The organism is Cupriavidus sp. 21MJTG02-4, assembly GCF_057798975.1.
Window position 1 is genome coordinate 574723 of the sequence record NZ_JBYOJP010000002.1, and the last position, 17596, is coordinate 592318.

Annotated in this window: 17 protein-coding genes; 9 read left to right on the top strand and 8 right to left on the bottom strand. The window is 67.2% G+C overall.

Going from position 1 to position 17596, the window contains the following annotated elements; translation table 11 throughout:
• Position 1: 1 nt before the first annotated feature.
• The gene (locus AC3FKH_RS05900) at positions 2–1240 is read left to right on the top strand and encodes a metal-dependent hydrolase family protein (RefSeq protein ID WP_488673699.1); all 1239 of its coding nucleotides are present in this window, start codon (positions 2–4) and stop codon (positions 1238–1240) included.
• A 103-nt stretch (positions 1241–1343) separates the two neighbouring features.
• Positions 1344–2243, top strand: a complete 900-nt coding sequence (locus tag AC3FKH_RS05905; RefSeq protein ID WP_488673701.1) for a LysR substrate-binding domain-containing protein — start codon at positions 1344–1346, stop codon at positions 2241–2243.
• A gap of 33 nt (positions 2244–2276) precedes the next feature.
• Here AC3FKH_RS05905 and AC3FKH_RS05910 read toward each other — a convergent pair whose 3' ends face one another.
• Positions 2277–3206, bottom strand: coding sequence for a 2-hydroxyacid dehydrogenase (locus tag AC3FKH_RS05910; RefSeq protein WP_488673703.1), 930 nt, complete (start codon positions 3204–3206; stop codon positions 2277–2279).
• 1 nt (position 3207) lies between these two features.
• Positions 3208–3987, bottom strand: a complete 780-nt coding sequence (locus AC3FKH_RS05915) for a class II aldolase/adducin family protein (protein ID WP_488673705.1) — start codon at positions 3985–3987, stop codon at positions 3208–3210.
• Positions 3988–4103: 116 nt separating this feature from the next.
• Between AC3FKH_RS05915 and AC3FKH_RS05920 the strand changes: the two genes are divergently transcribed.
• The 4 genes from AC3FKH_RS05920 (at position 4104) to AC3FKH_RS05935 (ending at position 8921) form a co-directional block, all read left to right on the top strand.
• Entirely contained in the window at positions 4104–4784 is a 681-nt protein-coding gene (locus AC3FKH_RS05920; RefSeq protein WP_488673706.1) for a Crp/Fnr family transcriptional regulator, read from the top strand.
• Positions 4785–4892: 108 nt separating this feature from the next.
• Positions 4893–5648: a histidine utilization transcriptional repressor HutC gene (gene hutC, locus AC3FKH_RS05925; protein WP_488673707.1), complete on the top strand. Its 756-nt coding sequence runs from the start codon at positions 4893–4895 to the stop codon at positions 5646–5648.
• A gap of 211 nt (positions 5649–5859) precedes the next feature.
• Positions 5860–7545, top strand: a complete 1686-nt coding sequence (hutU, locus tag AC3FKH_RS05930; RefSeq protein ID WP_488673709.1) for a urocanate hydratase — start codon at positions 5860–5862, stop codon at positions 7543–7545.
• Positions 7546–7622: 77 nt separating this feature from the next.
• A complete protein-coding gene (locus AC3FKH_RS05935; RefSeq protein ID WP_488673711.1) occupies positions 7623–8921 on the top strand; it encodes an MFS transporter in 1299 nt (432 codons plus the stop codon).
• A gap of 19 nt (positions 8922–8940) precedes the next feature.
• On the opposite strand, the gene AC3FKH_RS05940 is transcribed toward AC3FKH_RS05935, so the two are convergent.
• Entirely contained in the window at positions 8941–9150 is a 210-nt protein-coding gene (locus tag AC3FKH_RS05940) for a hypothetical protein (protein ID WP_488673712.1), read from the bottom strand.
• A 352-nt stretch (positions 9151–9502) separates the two neighbouring features.
• On the opposite strand from AC3FKH_RS05940, the gene AC3FKH_RS05945 reads away from it, so the two are divergent.
• Positions 9503–10996, top strand: coding sequence for a DEAD/DEAH box helicase (locus AC3FKH_RS05945; RefSeq protein ID WP_488673714.1), 1494 nt, complete (start codon positions 9503–9505; stop codon positions 10994–10996).
• 39 nt (positions 10997–11035) lie between these two features.
• Here the strand turns inward: AC3FKH_RS05945 and gluQRS are convergent, their stop codons facing one another.
• Positions 11036–11941, bottom strand: coding sequence for a tRNA glutamyl-Q(34) synthetase GluQRS (gluQRS, locus tag AC3FKH_RS05950; protein ID WP_488673716.1), 906 nt, complete (start codon positions 11939–11941; stop codon positions 11036–11038).
• Between the two features lie 15 nt (positions 11942–11956).
• On the bottom strand, positions 11957–12880 hold the full coding sequence (locus AC3FKH_RS05955) for a LysR family transcriptional regulator (RefSeq protein ID WP_488673718.1): 924 nt from the start codon (positions 12878–12880) through the stop codon (positions 11957–11959).
• Positions 12881–13030: 150 nt separating this feature from the next.
• On the opposite strand from AC3FKH_RS05955, the gene AC3FKH_RS05960 reads away from it, so the two are divergent.
• Together AC3FKH_RS05960 and AC3FKH_RS05965 are read left to right on the top strand one after the other, a co-directional pair.
• The gene (locus tag AC3FKH_RS05960) at positions 13031–13729 is read left to right on the top strand and encodes a pirin family protein (protein ID WP_488673720.1); all 699 of its coding nucleotides are present in this window, start codon (positions 13031–13033) and stop codon (positions 13727–13729) included.
• Positions 13730–13958: 229 nt separating this feature from the next.
• Complete coding sequence (locus tag AC3FKH_RS05965; protein WP_483708767.1) at positions 13959–14954, top strand: CobD/CbiB family protein; 996 nt, start codon at positions 13959–13961, stop codon at positions 14952–14954.
• A gap of 13 nt (positions 14955–14967) precedes the next feature.
• On the opposite strand, the gene AC3FKH_RS05970 is transcribed toward AC3FKH_RS05965, so the two are convergent.
• The 3 genes from AC3FKH_RS05970 to AC3FKH_RS05980 are packed head-to-tail and all read right to left on the bottom strand — an operon-like array spanning position 14968 to position 17531.
• Positions 14968–15273, bottom strand: coding sequence for a putative signal transducing protein (locus tag AC3FKH_RS05970; protein ID WP_488673723.1), 306 nt, complete (start codon positions 15271–15273; stop codon positions 14968–14970).
• Positions 15274–15315: 42 nt separating this feature from the next.
• Positions 15316–16287, bottom strand: a complete 972-nt coding sequence (gene rsgA, locus AC3FKH_RS05975) for a ribosome small subunit-dependent GTPase A (protein WP_488673725.1) — start codon at positions 16285–16287, stop codon at positions 15316–15318.
• On the bottom strand, positions 16284–17531 hold the full coding sequence (locus tag AC3FKH_RS05980) for a M48 family metallopeptidase (RefSeq protein ID WP_488673727.1): 1248 nt from the start codon (positions 17529–17531) through the stop codon (positions 16284–16286). The genes rsgA and AC3FKH_RS05980 overlap by 4 nt, the downstream gene beginning before the upstream one ends.
• Between the last annotated feature and the right edge of the window lie 65 nt (positions 17532–17596).

The window sequence follows — 17596 nt, forward strand, 5'->3', positions numbered from 1 at the left end:
TATGACCCAGATTCCTCAGATCCTCTTTCACGGCGGCGATGTGCTCGACCCCGGCATGGGCGAGCTGCTGCGCGGCCATGATGTGCTCGTCGAAGGCGAGCGCATCGTAGCGGTCGGCCCGGCCATCGATGCGCCTAACGCCACGCGCATCGATGCACGTGGCAAGACCGTGATGCCCGGCCTGATCGATTGCCATGTGCACGTGCTGGCGTCGCTCGCGAACCTCGGCCTGAACGCGGTGCAGCCCAACGTACTGGTCGCCATCCGCGCGTTGCCGATCATGAAGGGCATGCTTGACCGCGGCTTCACCACGGTGCGCGATGCTGGCGGCGCTGATTGGGGCCTGTCGCAAGCGGTGGCCACCGGCCTCGTGCCGGGGCCGCGCATTTTCCCGTCGGGCAAGGCGTTGTCGCAGACCGGCGGCCATGGCGACTTCCGCCCGCGCTCCGATGTGCTCGAGCCGTGCTCGTGCGCATTTCGCGCCGGTGCCATTGCGCGCGTGGCCGATGGCGTGGACGCGGTGCGCCTCGCGGTGCGCGAAGAGATCCAGAAGGGCGCCACCCAGATCAAGATCATGGCGTCGGGCGGCGTGGCGTCTCCGACCGATCCGATCGGCAATACCCAGTACAGCGAAGACGAGATCCGGGCCATCGTGGCCGAGGCCGAGGCCGCGCAGACCTATGTGATGGCCCACGCGTACACCGGCCGTGCCATCACGCGCGCGGTGCGCTGCGGCGTGCGCACCATCGAGCACGGCAATCTGGTCGACCGCGCCGCCGCGGACGAAATGCGCAAGCACGGTGCCTTTGTCGTGCCGACGCTGGTGACCTATGACGCGCTGGCGCGCGATGGCGCGCGCCTGGGCCTGCCCGCCGACTCCGTTGCCAAGATCGAGACCGTGCGCCAGGCGGGCCGCGACTCGCTGCGCATCTATGCCGATGCCGGCGTACAGATGGGCTACGGTTCGGACCTGCTCGGCGAAATGCACGACCACCAGGCCGAGGAATTCCGCATTCGCTCCGAACTGCTCGGCAACCTCGAGGCCATCCGTTCGGCCACCTCGATCGCCGCGGCGATCCTGCAGCGCGATGGCGAACTCGGTGCCGTGCGGGCCGAGGCGACGGCGGACCTGCTGCTCGTGGATGGCAATCCACTCGACGATATCGGCCTGATCGCCGGCCAGGGCGAACACCTCAGCGTGGTGATGCAAGCCGGGCGCATTCACCGTCGCGCGTCCTGATCCACGATGCCCCTGCCCGGCGGCCACGCGGGGCAGGGTGCATTCCCACTCCGCCCCTCGTATTCGCGGTCTATCATGGCAGCTCCCGCGACCGGAAGCTCCCATGCGCATCTCCCCGCTACCGCCCCTGGCCAACCTGGTCGCCTTCGAAGCCGCGATGCGGCTTGGCAGCTTCACACGCGCCGCCACGGAGCTGCATCTGACGCAAAGCGCGATCAGCCGGCAAGTCGCTCAGCTCGAAAGCTTTCTCGGACGCAAGCTGTTCATTCGCGAGCCGCGCGCGCTGCGCCTGACAGTCAGCGGCCAGCGCTATGCCGAGGTTGTGCAACGATTGCTGGTGGGCTGTGCCGAGGCCACCGAAGACGTGATGAAGGTGCGCAGCCACACGGCGCTGACCGTGGCGTGCTCCACCGGCGTGGCCGTGCTGTGGCTGACGCCGCGGCTGGCTTCGTTCCGTGCGGCACATCCAGAGATCCAGTTGCGGCTCATTGTGAATGACAGCCTTGCGTCGCTGTCTGCCGCGGAATTCGACATTGGCCTGTACTACCTGCGCGAGGGTCCGCCGCCCGGGCTGGCGGCGCGGCGACTGTACGGCGAGGAGGTCTTCCCGGTGTGCGCGCCGGCCTATCTCGACGGGCGCATGCTAGCCCCGTCAGCGCTGGTCAACGAGACCCTGCTGATGCTCGACGATGGCCAGCGGCAATGGATGTCGTGGCAGGCATGGTTTGCGCACCAAGGCGTGCATGACGCGAATCCGCGTACCTTCCTGACCTCGAACCAGTATCCGATCCTGCTGCAGCTGGCGATAGAGGGGCAGGGCATCGCGCTCGGCTGGCGGCACATGATCGACGGCTGCCTGCGCGACGGCCTGCTGGTGCGTGCTTGCGAAGCGAGTGCCAGCCTTGGTGGCGGCTACTACGCGATCTGGCCGCGTGACCGCATGGAACCCGCCGCCGCGCGTGCCTTCCGCAACTGGATGGTGCGGCAAGCGACGGCGGCGTGATACGTGGCAGCCCCGCGCGGGCTGCGCCTGACATCAGTATCCGGCCGCCCGATCGACCAGGTTCATCAGTTCCCGGCCATCACGCATCCGGCGCACGTTCTCCACGCACTGCCGTGCCACAAGTTCATACGACGGATCGCACGCAATATGCGGCGTCGCTTCGATGCGCGGATGGTTCCACACCGGATCGCCAGGTTCCGGCGGTTCCTTCGAAAATACATCGAGCGCGGCGCCGGCCAGATGGCCTTCGTCGATTAGCGCGACCAGGTCGGGTTCGACCAGGTGCTCGCCGCGGCCGACGTTGATGAAGAACGCGCCGGGCGGCAATTGCGAGAGTGTCTGCCGGTTCAGCAGGCCGTGCGTTTGCGGCGTGAGCGGCAGCGTGCAAACCAGGATGTCGGTCTGCGCGAGCATCGCGGACAAGCCGTCGTCGCCGGTGTAGTCGATCACACCGGGAATGCCCTTGCCGCTGCGGCTCCATCCCGCCACCGGAAAGCCGATGGCCGCGAACGTGCGCGCCACGGCGCTGCCGATCTCGCCCATGCCCAGCACGCCGACGCGGCAGCGCGAGAGGTCCGGTGCCGGATGGCGCTTCCATTCGCCACGGCGCTGTTGCGCAGCATAGTCGCCCAGGCGACGTGCATGACGCAGGGCCATGGCCAACACGTAATGCGCGATGCCGGTCTGCTGGCCCGGATCGACCACGCGCGTGACCGGCATGTTTGCCGGCAGGTCCTGCGCGGACAGCAGCTTGTCGACGCCGGCCGCGGCGGCGCAGACCAGGCGCAGGTTGGGGAAGGCGGGCAGCACGCCGGGCTTCAGGCCCCAGGCCATGATGGCTTCGACTTCGTCCGCGGGCGCGTTTTCGCGGCCGTTCCAGACGGGGATGTCGGGCGCCGCTTCACGCAATGCGGCGGTGATGGGGCCCGCCATGAACGACGGAAGATGTACGAGGATGCCCATGTCAGTTGCGGAAGTCCGGTTGGATTCGGTCCAGGCGGCGCAGCAGGCCCGGCCATGCCAGGCCCGAGCCCTTTCCCTTGGTGGCCTGGCGCGCTTGCTCGCCGACGTCGGCGCTAACTGCTTCCGGCACCAGCGTCAGCGGCGTGCCGCCGCTCTGCGCGAGAATCTGGACGCGGCATGCCGACTCCAGCGTGTACATCGTCAGGAACGCGTCGGACACCGTGCGCCCGCAGGTCAGCAGGCCGTGGTTGCGCAGGATCATCTGCTTGCTGCGGCCAAGGTCGGCCACCAGCCGCACCTTCTCGTCCTCGCGCAGCGCCACGCCTTCGTAGTCGTGGTAGGCCAGGCCCATGCGCGCGAACATCGCCTGTTGCGAGAGCGGCAGCAGGCCGGCCTGCTGCGCCGACACCGCCACGCCGTGCGGCGTGTGGGTGTGCATGACGCAGCCGATTTCGGGCCGCGCCTCGTGCACGGCGCTGTGGATGATGAAGCCGGCGGGGTTGACGTCATACGGCGTGTCCAGCACGGGCTGGCCGTGATGGTCGACCTTGACCAGGCTGGACGCCGTGATCTCGTCGAACAGCATGCCGTAGGGATTGATCAGGAACTGGTCGGGCGCGTCGGGCACGCGTGCCGAGATGTGGGTGAAGATCAGGTCGTCCCAGCCGAAATGCGCGACCAGGCGGTAGGCCGCCGCCAGGTCGACGCGCATCTGCCATTCCGCGTCGGAAACGCGATTCCTGATGGAATCGGCCGCATCGACGAGTTGTACTTGCGCCATGTGAATGCCTCCGGGGGGGTGTTCTGTGTGGTGAGTGCGGTGGCATTCTGCGCCCGGGCCTGCGCGCAAGTCTGTTAAGTATTGGACAATCTCGCTTTGGCCAGCGGGAGGGTGATGTGAAAGCCGTGGATTCCGGCAGGGCGCTGCCGCGCAGCGTATTGGCAAGCGGATGGCTGCGCAATGCGCCGGCGCGCGTGCTCGACGCTGTGCAGAAGGCCGCACGCCGCCAGCGCTTCGGCGACGGCGACATGATCTTCGCGCGCGGCGATCCGCCGACGTATTTCTGTATGGTGCTGGCGGGCCGCGTGCGCATGAGCCGCGTCAGCGCGAGCGGACGCGAGTCGGTCTATTCGGTGATCGGCCGCGGCCGCTGGTTCGGCGAGATCTCTCTGCTCGACGGCAAGCCGCGCACGCACGACGCTTTCGCCGTGGGCAGCACCGAGTTGCTGGTGCTGGGCCGGCGCGATTTCGACCGAATCCTCGTCGCCCATCCGGAAGGCATGCAGCTGATCGTCCAGCAGATCTGCGCGCGCCTGCGCGTCGCCTTCGATCACGCCGAGCGCGCGCAGCAGGCACCCGTCGATGCGCGCATGGCGGCGCGCCTGCTTGAACTGGCCGACCGTACCGACCATGTGGTGCGAGTCTCGGCCGAGGACCTCGGCGACATGGTCAACCGCTCGCGCCAGACGGTCGCCAAGTACTTGCAGGCATGGGAGGACGCCGGCTGGATACGCCGCCATTACCGGCAAGTGGAGTTGCTGCAGCCAGCGGCGCTGCGGCGGCTCGCCACGGCGTGATCCGTGTGCGCCGCGTGGTACATTCGCCGTTGATGTAGATACCACGCTATACAAGTCCAGCGGATATCGCGCACAGTGCCGAGCGTGTCCGCCTCATGGGGAAAACCGTTGTCTCAAGCCTCCGCACAGCCGGGCCGGCCGGCCGCCGGGCTGTCCGACACGCTACCGGCGCCGCTCTATGCGCGCGTCAAGCAATTCATCAGCGGCAAGATCGCCGACGGCAGCTGGCCGCCGCATCATCGCGTGCCGTCCGAAACCGAACTGGTCGAAGACCTCGGCGTAAGCCGCATGACGGTGAACCGCGCGTTGCGCGAGCTGACGGCTGACGGATTGCTGGTGCGCATGCAGGGTGTCGGAACGTTCGTGGCCGAACCGAAGCGCAATTCCGCGCTCTACGCGGTCAACAATATCGCCGAGGAAATCGCCGCGCGCGGCCGCCGCCACCATGCGCGGGTGGTGAAGAGCAGCGAGGAACCGGCCGGCGCGGCCCGAGCCGCCGCACTCGATGTGGGCGAGGGCCAGCGCGTCTTCCACACGGTGATCGTGCACTACGAGGACGATGTGCCGATCCAGCTTGAGGACCGCTACGTCAACGCGACGGTGGCGCCCGACTACCTGGCGCAGGATTTCACCCGCCACACGCCATACGAATACCTGTCGCGCGTGGCACCGCTCACCGAGGGCGAGCATGTGGTCGAGGCGGTGCTGGCCACGCCCGAGGAGTGCGCGCTGCTGCAGATCGATCGCGGCGAGCCATGCCTGCTGATCCGTCGCCGCACATGGTCGTCCAGTCGCGTGGTGACGGCGGTGCGGCTGCTTCATCCGGGCTCCATGCACCGGCTCGAAGGACGCTTCACGTCCTGAGGCGCCTGCTACAGGACAGAGGAGCCTGATCTGGACGTAGCGGCTACAACACTCGACGCCCCGGCATGCCGGGGCGTCGTCACATTTCGTCCCTCATCATGCCGAGCCTCGGGAATACCCCAATACCTCTATACTTGTATATACAAGACTATACATACCCATGAGATGTTGATTCCCGGCGTGGCCGGGCCAGTGATTCCAAGGAGCTGCCGTGAGTGTGAACCCCCGTTTCCGCGATGTTGAGATCCGTGCCCCGCGTGGCAACAAGCTGACCGCCAAGAGCTGGCTGACCGAAGCGCCGTTGCGCATGCTGATGAACAACCTCGACCCGGAGGTCGCGGAGAACCCGAAGGAGCTGGTGGTCTACGGCGGTATTGGCCGTGCCGCGCGCAACTGGGAATGCTATGACCGTATCGTCGAGGTGCTGACCCGCCTGGAGGACGACGAAACCCTGCTGGTCCAGTCCGGCAAGCCGGTCGGCGTGTTCCGCACCCACCGCGACGCGCCGCGCGTGCTGATCGCGAACTCGAACCTGGTGCCGCACTGGGCCAACTGGGAACACTTCAACGAACTCGACGCCAGGGGCCTGGCCATGTACGGCCAGATGACCGCCGGTTCGTGGATCTATATCGGCAGCCAGGGCATTGTGCAGGGCACGTATGAAACCTTTGTCGAGGCGGGGCGCCAGCATTACGGCGGCAGCCTCAAGGGCCGCTGGGTGCTGACCGCCGGCCTGGGCGGCATGGGTGGCGCGCAGCCGCTGGCCGCCACGCTGGCCGGCGCGTGCTCGCTGAATATCGAATGCCAGCAGAGCCGCATCGATTTCCGCCTGAAGACGCGCTATGTCGACGAGCAGGCCGCCGATCTCGACGACGCGCTGGCCCGCATCGACCGCTACACCTCGCAAGGCAAGTCGATTTCGATCGCACTGTGCGCCAACGCCGCCGAAGTGCTGCCCGAGCTGGTGCGCCGCGGCGTGCGCCCGGACATGGTCACCGACCAGACCAGCGCGCACGACCCGCTCAATGGCTACCTGCCGGCGGGCTGGAGCTGGGATGAATACCGCGAGCGCGCCCAGCGCGAGCCGGCCGTGGTGGTGAAGGCCGCCAAGGTTTCGATGGCCGCGCATGTGCGCGCCATGCTGGCCTTCCAGAAGATGGGCGTGCCGACCTTCGACTACGGCAACAACATCCGCCAGATGGCCCAGGAAGAGGGCGTCGAGAACGCGTTCGATTTCCCGGGCTTCGTGCCGGCCTATATCCGTCCGCTGTTCTGCCGCGGCATCGGCCCGTTCCGCTGGGCCGCGCTGTCTGGCGATCCGCAGGACATCTACAAGACCGATGCCAAGGTCAAGGAACTGATCCCCGACGATGCTCACCTGCACCGCTGGCTCGACATGGCGCGCGAGCGCATCAGCTTCCAGGGCCTGCCGGCGCGCATCTGCTGGGTAGGCCTGGGCCTGCGTGCCAAGCTGGGCCTGGCGTTCAACGAGATGGTGCGCAGCGGCGAGCTGTCGGCGCCGGTCGTGATCGGCCGCGACCACCTCGATTCCGGTTCGGTTGCCAGCCCGAACCGCGAGACCGAATCCATGCAGGATGGGTCGGACGCTGTTTCCGACTGGCCGCTGCTCAACGCACTGCTCAACACCGCGAGCGGTGCGACCTGGGTGAGCCTGCACCACGGCGGTGGTGTCGGCATGGGCTTCTCGCAGCATTCGGGCGTGGTGATCGTCTGCGACGGCACCGATGAAGCCGCCGCGCGCATCGCCCGCGTGCTGAACAACGACCCCGCCACCGGCGTCATGCGCCATGCCGACGCCGGCTACCAGATCGCCGTCGACTGCGCACGCGAGCAGGGCCTGGACCTGCCGATGCTGCGCGACGGATCGCGCGACTGAGACGGCCAACAAGAGCTGCATAGACGGCCGGGCTGCCTGCGCACCCGGCCGCTGCAATACCGATCACGGAGACACCCATGTCCATCCAAACCACTGCCGACGCGGCGGTTGCGGCGCCTCAGCCGCAGCTGTCGCGCGCGCGGGCCATTGCCGCGATCACCGTCGGCAACGGCCTGGAGTTTTACGATTTCGTCGTCTACAGCTTCTTCGCCACGCTGATCGGCCGGCTGTATTTTCCCGTCGAAAATCCGACGGGGCAATTGCTGATGTCGTTCGCCACGTTCGGCGTCGGCTTCCTGATGCGCCCGCTCGGCGGCCTGCTGATCGGCATGTATGCCGACCGCGCCGGGCGCAAGCCGGCCGTCGCGCTGACGCTGTGGCTCATGGGCCTGAGTTCGCTGATCTTCGTGGTGACGCCGTCGTACGCGCAGATCGGCATCCTGGCGCCGATCATGGTGGTGGTGGCGCGGCTGGTGCAGGGCTTTGCCATCGGCGGCGAAATGGGCGCTTCGACCGCGCTGCTGCTCGAGTACGCCGATGACCGCACGCGAGGCTTCTATACCGCGTGGCAACCGTTCAGCCAGGGCCTGGCGGCGCTGCTGGGCGCGGTCACCGGCCTGGTGCTCAGCAACGTGCTGGCGCCGGCCGAGCTCGAAGCGTGGGGCTGGCGCCTTGCGTTCCTGATCGGCATTCTTGTGATTCCGGTCGGCCTTGTGATCCGCCGCCGCCTGGAGGAAACCGCCGAGCCCCTGCATCACGGCGAACACGCCGCGCAATGGCCGCTGCTGCGCCGGCATGCACGCGAGGTGCTCGCCAGCATCCTGCTGATGATCGGCCTGGCCTCGTCGACGTATATCGTCATCTACTACCTCAGCAACTACGCCGTGAGCGTGTTGAAGATGCCGCTGTCGCTGAGCATCTGGGCCGGCTGCATCGCGGCGCTGGTGCAGGTCGTGCTGTCGCCGTTCGCCGGCTGGCTGGCCGACCGCATCGGCCGCAAGACTGTGGTGCTGTGGTCGCGCGTGGCGCTGCTGGTAATGGTCTATCCGGCGTTCGTGCTGATCAACGCCGAGCCTTCGCTGGCACGGCTGCTGGTAGTGGTGGCCTGCCTGTCGGTGCCGATGTCGATGACCTCGCCGGCCTCGATGGTGCTGGTCAGCGAGGTGCTGCCGCAGCGGCTGCGCGCCACGGGCCTGTCGATTGCGTATTGCGTGGCGATTGCGATCTTCGGTGGCTTTGCGCAGTACTTCTCGACGCGCCTGATCCAGATCACGGGTGACGCCAATGCGCCGGCGCTCTATGTGATCGGCTGCGGTCTGGTGTCGCTGATCGGGCTGGCGCTGGTGCCGGAAACGCTAGGGCGTCGCCTGAAATGAAGGCAACGGCAGCCGGTGCTCAACCGGCTGCTGGCAAACGGTGCTGTGCGAACGGCCAGGTCGGCAATTGCGTACCGTTGCAATGCGGCAGGCCGGCGGCCGCCGCGGACGGCGCTGCCGGGCCCGTCGCGCCTGGCAGGCCAAGGAATACCGTGGAAGTCATCAGGAAGCGGTCACGCGCCTGGCGAAGAAAGTCCAGATCCATGTTCAGGCTCAAGGTCAAAGTCAAAGGTTCGGTGTCCTGTCGTTTGGGAGTCAATCCGGCGCCGCTAGAGCTGTCGTTGGCAGCGGACTGGCGGCATCATCGCTGCGCTTTGTGACACGTTGTTGAAATCCTCAAAGCCCATACTGGCTTGAGCGATCAACGTGCGGGATTGGCCGTGCGCGCAGTGCCGCCTTGCCCACCTGTTCAGTCTGGTGGCAGAGGTGCTAAAATCTAAGTCTTTGATTCGCTTGGGCAAATGCCGTTGGAGGCATTGCCGCGCCAGGATCCGCCCCGGATCCGGCCTGTAGCAAGGCGAGATGAGTTCCAGACGCGTATCCGTTTGTGCCGGGTTCGCCTCCCGCCGCACCCCGATACCATGACGACTACGACCCTACCTGAACAGAACGCCGCCGAGCAGACGTTCGAAAGCTTTGGCCTGGACGCGCGCATCCTGCGCGCCTTGTCCGAGCAAGGCTATACCAAGCCGACGCCGATCCAGGCGCAGGCCATCCCCGTGGTGCTCCTCGGCAAGGACGTGATGGGCGCTGCCCAGACCGGCACCGGCAAGACCGCCGGCTTTGCCCTGCCGATCATCCAGCGCCTGCTGCCGATGGCCAATGCGAGCGCCTCGCCGGCGCGCCACCCGGTGCGCGCGCTGATGCTCACGCCCACGCGCGAGTTGGCCGACCAGGTCTATGACAACGTCGCGCGCTATGCCAAGCACACCGACCTGCGCAGCACGGTGGTGTTCGGCGGCGTGGACATGAACCCGCAGACTGACGCGCTGCGCCGTGGCGTGGAAATCCTGGTGGCCACGCCGGGCCGCCTGCTGGATCACGTGCAGCAGAAGTCGGTGAACCTGTCGCAGGTGCAGATGCTGGTGCTGGACGAAGCCGACCGCATGCTCGACATGGGTTTCCTGCCGGACCTGCAGCGCATCATCAACCTGCTGCCGGCGCAGCGCCAGACGCTGCTGTTCTCGGCCACGTTCTCGTCCGAGATCAAGCGCCTGGCTGCGAGCTACCTCAAGCAGCCGGTCACGATCGAAGTGGCGCGCAGCAACTCCACCAACGAAAACGTGCGCCAGATGGTGTACCAGGTGGAAGACGGCCACAAGCAGGCCGCCGTGGTGCACCTGCTGCGCCAGCGCGCGGCGCAAGGCCTGTCGCGCCAGTGCATCGTGTTCGTCAACAGCAAGATCGGCTGCTCGCGCCTGGCGCGCCACCTGGAACGCGAGGGCATCAACGCCGCCGCCATCCATGGCGACAAGACGCAGACCGAGCGCATGCAGACGCTCGAAGGCTTCAAGGGGGGCACCATCGACGCGCTGGTCGCCACTGACGTGGCGGCACGCGGCCTCGATATTGCCGACATGCCGTGCGTGATCAACTTCGACCTGCCGTTCAGCGCCGAAGACTACGTGCACCGCATTGGCCGGACCGGCCGCGCCGGCGCCAGCGGCGACGCGCTGTCCATCTACGTGCCGGGCGATGAGCGCCTGCTGGTCGATATCGAGAAGCTGATCAAGCGCAGCGTCCCGCGTGGCACGCTGGAAGGTTTTGATCCCACCGGCGAGAAGGCCCGCCAGGAAGAGACCGATCGCCGCCGCCAGCGCACCGATGTGCGCCGCGCGCGCAGCAACGGTGACGGCGAGGGCGATGAGCGTCGCCGCCGCCCGGACCACGGCGGTGGCCGCAACGCGTTCCGGCCTTCGGACGACCCGTTCTTCTCGCGTCCCTACGAGCCGAGCCCGAACAGCACGCCGGCCAAGCCTGCCGAGGAGATGATCGCGGCGGCGCTGTCGCGCGGCCGTCAGGGGCCCAAGCGCCCCGTTGCGGCCTTGCTGGGCGGCGCACCGCGCAAGTCCTGATCGCGTATCGCGTACAAGCCGCGAAGCCGGCGCTGCCTGTCAGCGCGCGGCCATGGCCGGCAGCGCCACCAGGCGCTGCAGCCAGTCCGCGGTGGCTCGTTCGAGCCAATCCTGCACATTCTTCCCTTCGTTTCGTAGCCCGAGGTGCTCGCCTGCCGTTCGCAGTGCGTCGAGCGGTGCGCTCGTGTCGATCGCCTGCGCGCCGCTCTGCTTGCTCAGCTTTTCCCCGACCGCGTTGACCACCACGGGCACGTGCAGATAAGCGGGCGTCGGCAGCCCGAGCAGGTGCTGCAGGTGGATCTGGCGCGGCGTGGAATCGAGCAGGTCGGCGCCGCGCACGATATGGGTGATGCCCTGCAGGCCGTCGTCGACCACCACGGCAAGCTGATAGGCCCATAGGCCATCCGCGCGGCGCAGCACGAAGTCGCCCACCTCGGTTTCAAGGTCCTGGCATTGGCGCCCCTGCCATCGGTCGTCGAAGCAAAGGGTGGCCGCCGGGCCGTCCGGCACGCGCACGCGCCACGCGCGCGGCAACTTGCCATTGAGCCCGTTGCGGCAGGTACCGGGATATCCAAGCGTCTGGTGCCGTTCGCGTACATGCAGCAGCGAATCGGCGATTTCCTTGCGCGAGCAGCCACAGGGGTAGAGCTGGCCCGCCGCGTCGAGGCGATGCAGTGCGTCAGCGTACAGCGCCTCGCGCCGGCTTTGCCAGACCGGCGGTTCGTCGGGCACCAGGCCGAGCCGTTCGAGCGTTTGCAGGATGTCCGTGTCGGCGCCGCGCACGCAGCGCGGATAGTCGAGGTCTTCGATCCGCACCAGCCACTGGCCGCCATGCGCGCGCGCATCCAGCCACGTAGCCAGCGCGGTCACCAGCGAGCCCATGTGCAGCGGGCCGGTGGGCGAGGGGGCGAAGCGGCCGCGGTAGCCGCTGGCGGGTACTGCCATGCGCGTGCCCCTGCCTCAGCCTGCCAGATCGGGTTGCTGCAACAGCAGCGCCTGCGCCAGCCGCGGATCTTCGAGCTTGTCCGCCCACCATTGCAGCGCCTTGCCGCGGTTGTTCGTGCGCCAGGCCACCTTGAAGTTGCCGGGCGCGCGCACCTCGACAGTCTCGCGGGCCTGCAGCACGCCGCTTTCGATATGCGGCTGCGCCATCGGCGCCGGCAGCCAGCCGCAGCCCAGGCCGCGGATCTGCGCTTCGAGCTTGTCGCGCATGGTTGGCACCACCAGCACGTCCTGTCCGGCCAGCACGCCGTGCGTGCGCGCCGGCAGGTTGCGCGAGGTGTCGCCTACGGCCACGATCCGGTGCCGGGCGATCTGGATGGTCGTCAGCGGTCCTTCCTCGGTCGCGAGCGGGTGGTGCGCGGCCACGGCGAAAACGAACGGCATGCTGCCCAGCGGCCGGATCTGGAAGCCCTGCGTGCTGGGGGCGTCATAAGCGCCGCCGATTACCAGGTCGGCGCGGTTGCTGACCAGCGCATCCCAGGCGCCGCCGAGCACTTCCTTGGCAAAGCGCAGCCGCGTGGCGGTGTTCTCGTTGTAGAAATCCTGGATGACGGGCAGCAGCGCGCGAAAGTTGATCAGGTCGTCCACCACGATGGTCAGTGTGGCTTCCCAGCCGGTAGCGAGCCGCTTGACCCGCCGCGCCAGGTCGTCGGCCGCGTGGAGCAGGTGGCGCCCCTCATCGAGCAAGGCGCGGCCGGCCGGCGTCAGTTCGGCCCGGTGCCGGCGGCGATCGAACAGCAGCACGTCGAGGTCTTCTTCGAGCTTGCGCACCACATAGGTCAGCGCGGAGGGCACCTTGCCCATCTCGTGGGCGGCGGCGGCGAAGCTGCCCTTGCGCTCGATGGCGTCCAGGACTTCGAGGGATTCGAGGGAAAGTGGCATATTCAGAAATTCTGAATGATTACTTCTAAGGTGATGCCGTTCAATATACGCCACAGCGCCTAAACTTCCTAGCATCGAAAGCAAACGCCATATCCCACGGCACAATGCGCAAGGGAAAGGCAAGCCAGGGCCATAAGGAGGGCCATCAAAATGATTGAAATCAGAAGGTCTGAAGAGCGTGGTTACGCGGATCATGGCTGGCTGAAGTCGTATCACTCGTTCTCCTTTGCCGACTACTACGATCCCAAGCATGTCCAGTTCGGGCCGCTGCGCGTGATCAATGAAGACCGCGTCGCGCCGGGCATGGGTTTTGGCACCCATGGCCACCGCGACATGGAAATCATCAGCTACGTGCTGGAAGGCGAGCTGGCGCACAAGGACAGCATGGGCAACGGCAGCGTGATCCGTCCGGGCGACGTGCAGCGCATGAGCGCCGGTACGGGCGTGCAGCATTCGGAGTACAACCATGCCGCCCATGACACCACGCATTTCCTGCAGATCTGGATCATGCCGAACCAGACCGGCATCGAGCCGGGCTACGAGGAAAAGCGCTTCGACGCGGCGGACAAGCGCGGCCGGCTGCGTCTGGTTGCCAGTTCCGATGGCGCCGAAGGTTCGGTGCTCGTGCATCAGGACGTGCGCCTGTACGCCGGGCTGTTCGATGGCGGCGAGTCCGCCACGCTGGCGCTCCAGCCCGGACGCCGCGCTTACGTGTATGTGGCGCGCGGCCGGATCGCACTCAATGGCCAGGCGCTGGAAACCGGCGACGCGGCCAAGCTTGAGTCCGTGGACGCCCTGGCGCTGACGCAGGGGGAAGGCGCCGAAGTCCTGGTCTTCGACCTGCCCTGATCCCGGGAGCCAGGCCGGCGCGGCGCATGCCGCGCCGCACCGCCATCCCTCACAGCCCGCCGGCCCGCGCCCGCGGGCTGTTTGCCTTTTACGGCGGTATCGTCGTCGGGCATGTACCGCTGTGCTATCTTCTTGCTATGTATTTGCGACCGGCCCCGCACATCGCCGGCAGGTTGCCGCCCCCTAGTTTCCGGCCTGGCCGACGCCGGGCCCGTCACCCGGTACCGAGATGACCTTCGTATCCGTTCTCCTGGCGCTGATCGCAGAGCAGTTCCGCGCCCTGGGCCGCAATAACCCGATCCACGAGATCGTGCGCGCGCTCGGTGACCGCGCCGAACACGCGTTCGACACCGGCCGCCCGCGCGATGCAGCGCTGGCCTGGCTCACCGTGGTGCTGCCGCTCACGCTGGGCGTGATGGTGGTGCACTACCTGCTCGCGTCGATCAGCGTCGCGCTCACGCTCGCCTGGAACGTGCTGTTGTTGTACCTGACGCTGGGCTTTCGCCAGTTCAGCCACTACTTCACCGATATCCACGAGGCGCTGAACCGCGACGACCTGCTCGCCGCGCGTGCGTTGCTGCATGAGTGGACCGGCATCGACACCATCGAGATGCCGGTGACCGAGATCGTGCGCCACACGCTTGAGGCGGCGATCGTCGCCGTGCACCGCCATGTGTTCGGCGTGTTCTTCTGGTTCCTGGTGCCGATCGGGCCGGGCGGCGTGGTGCTGTACCGCGCCGCCGAATTCCTGGGCCGCCAGTGGAACCTGCCGTCGACCGAGCGCAGCCCGGCGCTCGGCCGCTTTGCCGCGAGCGCGTTCTACCTGCTGGACTGGGTGCCCTCGCGGCTGACGGCAATCGGGTTTGCCATCGTGGGCAACTTCGAGGACGCGGTCTACGCTTGGCGCAACCACGCCCGCAAGTGGAACGATGCGGTCAACGGCATCCTGCTCGCGAGCGGTGGCGGGGCGCTCGGCGTGCGCCTGGGCACGCCGCTGCCCGAAGACGACTCCAGCGTGGTGCTGCGTACCAGCATGGCGGCAGGTCCCGCGATCGACTACGCGCCGGGCATGGAAGAAGACAACGGCCCCGAGCCCTCGGCGCCGGAATTCGGCGCGGAGCCCGGCGTCCGTACGCTGCAGTCCGCTGTGGGGCTGGTCTGGCGCGCGGTGGTGCTGTGGATGCTGCTGCTGGCTATGCTGTCGCTGGCGCTGTGGGTCGGCTGACCTGAGCGGATCTCTAATCGCGCGGCGCGCCGCAGCGCCAGCAGGCACCGAACTGCGGCTCATGCCATTCATGGCAGTGGCGGCACTGCCATGGCGGCCCCGGCGGCGGTTCTGCCGCCGTCTTCAGCGCGGCCCAGGCCTGCGCTTCCATGTGATCATCGAGAATCCAGACCTGCGGCGCGCTTTCCCGGAACGGGATTTCGCCGATCGCGCCTGACAGCCACGTGTTGCGCAGTTCGGCGCGGATGCCGGCGGCGCGCAACACGTTGCGGCAATGCGCCGCGTGCACGATCGAGGTGGCGGACAGCAGCAGTTTCATTGGCAGCGCACCGGCAAGGCAGGTGCAGCCACCTTACCACGGCTACCAGGGCTTCTGCTGGCTGGACTCGTGCAGCAGCTGCGTGTAGAGCTGGTGACGGCGCTCCGAAATGCCGCCGTTCCCGATCGCGGCCAGCACGCCGCAGCCCGGCTCGTTGATGTGGTGGCAGTTGTAGAAGCGGCACTCGGTCAGCAGCGGCCGGAATTCCGGGAACGCGCGCTCGAGCATGCCCTCGCTCAGGTGGTGCAGGCCGAATTCCTGGAAGCCCGGCGAATCGAACAGGCAACCGTCGCGGCCATCGACATTGCCCCACTCCGGGGGCAGGTGGTACAGCCGCGTGAAGGTGGTGGTGTGCTTGCCGGAATCGAGCTTGGCCGAGATCTCGCGCGTCTGCGCCTCCACGCCCGGGATCAGCAGGTTGAGCAGCGACGACTTGCCCATGCCCGACTGGCCGATCAGGATGCTGGCGAGCCCCGCCAGGCGGGGCTTCAGCGCGGCCAGCGCATTCTCGGGATCGCCGTGTACCGACAGCTCGACCGTGTCGTAGCCCAGGTCCCGGTACAGCGCGAGCCTGCGGCGGGACTCTTCGAGGCGGTCGGGCAGGTCGGTCTTGTTGAGCAGGATCAGCGGGCGGATTTCCATGGCTTCGGCCGAAACCAGCGCGCGCCCGAGCAGATCCTCCGAAAACCCGGGCTCGGTCGCCAGCACGACGACCACCTGGTCGATATTCGCGGCCAACAGCTTGGACTTGAACTGGTCTGAGCGGTACAGCAGGTTTTTACGCGGGCTGACGGCGGTGATCACGCACTGGTCGACCGCGGTGCGTTCGACGCTGACATGGTCGCCCACCGCGGTGTCGCTCTTCTTGCCGCGCGGAAACGCATGCATGTGCGTGCCGTCGGCCATCTCCACGACGTAGTGGCGGCCGTGCGCGGCGATGACCAGCGCGCCTTCGGCGGCGTTGCCCTTGCCGGAATTACCGCCGGCGGTACGGTGTCGGCTGGTGCGGCTCATGCGTGCGCCAGCAGCCGGTCGATCCGCTGCGCGGCCGGCGGGTGCGAGTAGTAGAACGCGCTGTAAAGCGGGTCGGGGGTCAGCGTGGAAGCGTTGTCCTTGTACAGCTTGACCAGTGCCGAGACCAGGTGGCTGGCGTTGGTCTGGTCGGCGGCAAACGCGTCGGCCTCGAATTCGTGGCGGCGCGACGATTGGCTCGACAGCGGGCCCAGCAGGAATGTGAACACCGGCAGCGTCAGGAAGAACAGCACCAGTGCCAGCGCACTGTTGGAGACGCCCAGGTTCGGCGCCACGCCCAGCCCGGTATAGAACCATGTGCGCGTCGACAGCCAGCCCAGCAGCGCCAGGAAGACCAGGCTCAGCGCGAAGGTCACGACGATGCGCTTGGCCACGTGGCGGCGCTTGAAGTGGCCGAGTTCATGCGCCAGCACCGCCTCGATTTCGTCGCCCGACAGGCGTGCCAGCAGCGTGTCGAAGAAGACGATGCGCTTGGCCGCGCCAAAGCCGGTGAAGTAGGCATTGCCATGCGCGCTGCGCTTGCTGCCATCCATCACGAACAGGCCCTTGCTGGCAAAGCCGCATTTCTGCATGAGCGCCTCGATGCGCCGGCGCAGCGATTCGTCGTCGAGCGGCTCGAACTTGTTGAACAGCGGCGCGATGAAGGTCGGGAACACCAGCAGCAGCAGCAGGTTGAAGGCCATCCACACCAGCCAGGTCCAGACCCACCACAAACTGCCGGCGCGGTCCATCAGCCAGAGCACGGCCAGCAGCAGCGGCAGGCCCAGCGTGCAGGCGACCAGCAGCATCTTGACCATGTCCGCCAGCCACAGGCCGAGCGTCATCTTGTTGAAGCCGAAGCGCTCCTCGATGCCGAACTGGCCATACAGCGTGAAGGGCAGGTCCACCAGCCCGCCGATCAGCGCCACGCTGGCGATCAGCGCAATGCCGTAGGCGTAGCCGGGGCCAAACATGTCGAGCCAAAACTGGTTCAGCCACTGCAGGCCGCCCAGCATGGTGAAGCCGATGAGCACGGCGGCTCCGGCCAGTACTTCAAGCATCGACAGGCGCGTGCGCGCAATGGTGTAGTCGGCGGCCTTCTGGTGAGACGACAGTGCGATGGTGTCGGCAAAGCGGGCCGGCACGGCGTTGCGGTGCAGGCCAACATGGCGCACCTGGCGGGCCGCCAGCCATAGCTTGGTCAGCACCATGACCACCAGCGCGGCGAGGAAGATGAGGGTGAACATCGGCAATAGCCTTGTCGGGGCAGCGGCGACCGGGATGTGTGGCCGAAGCTGCGCAGGTTATCCGC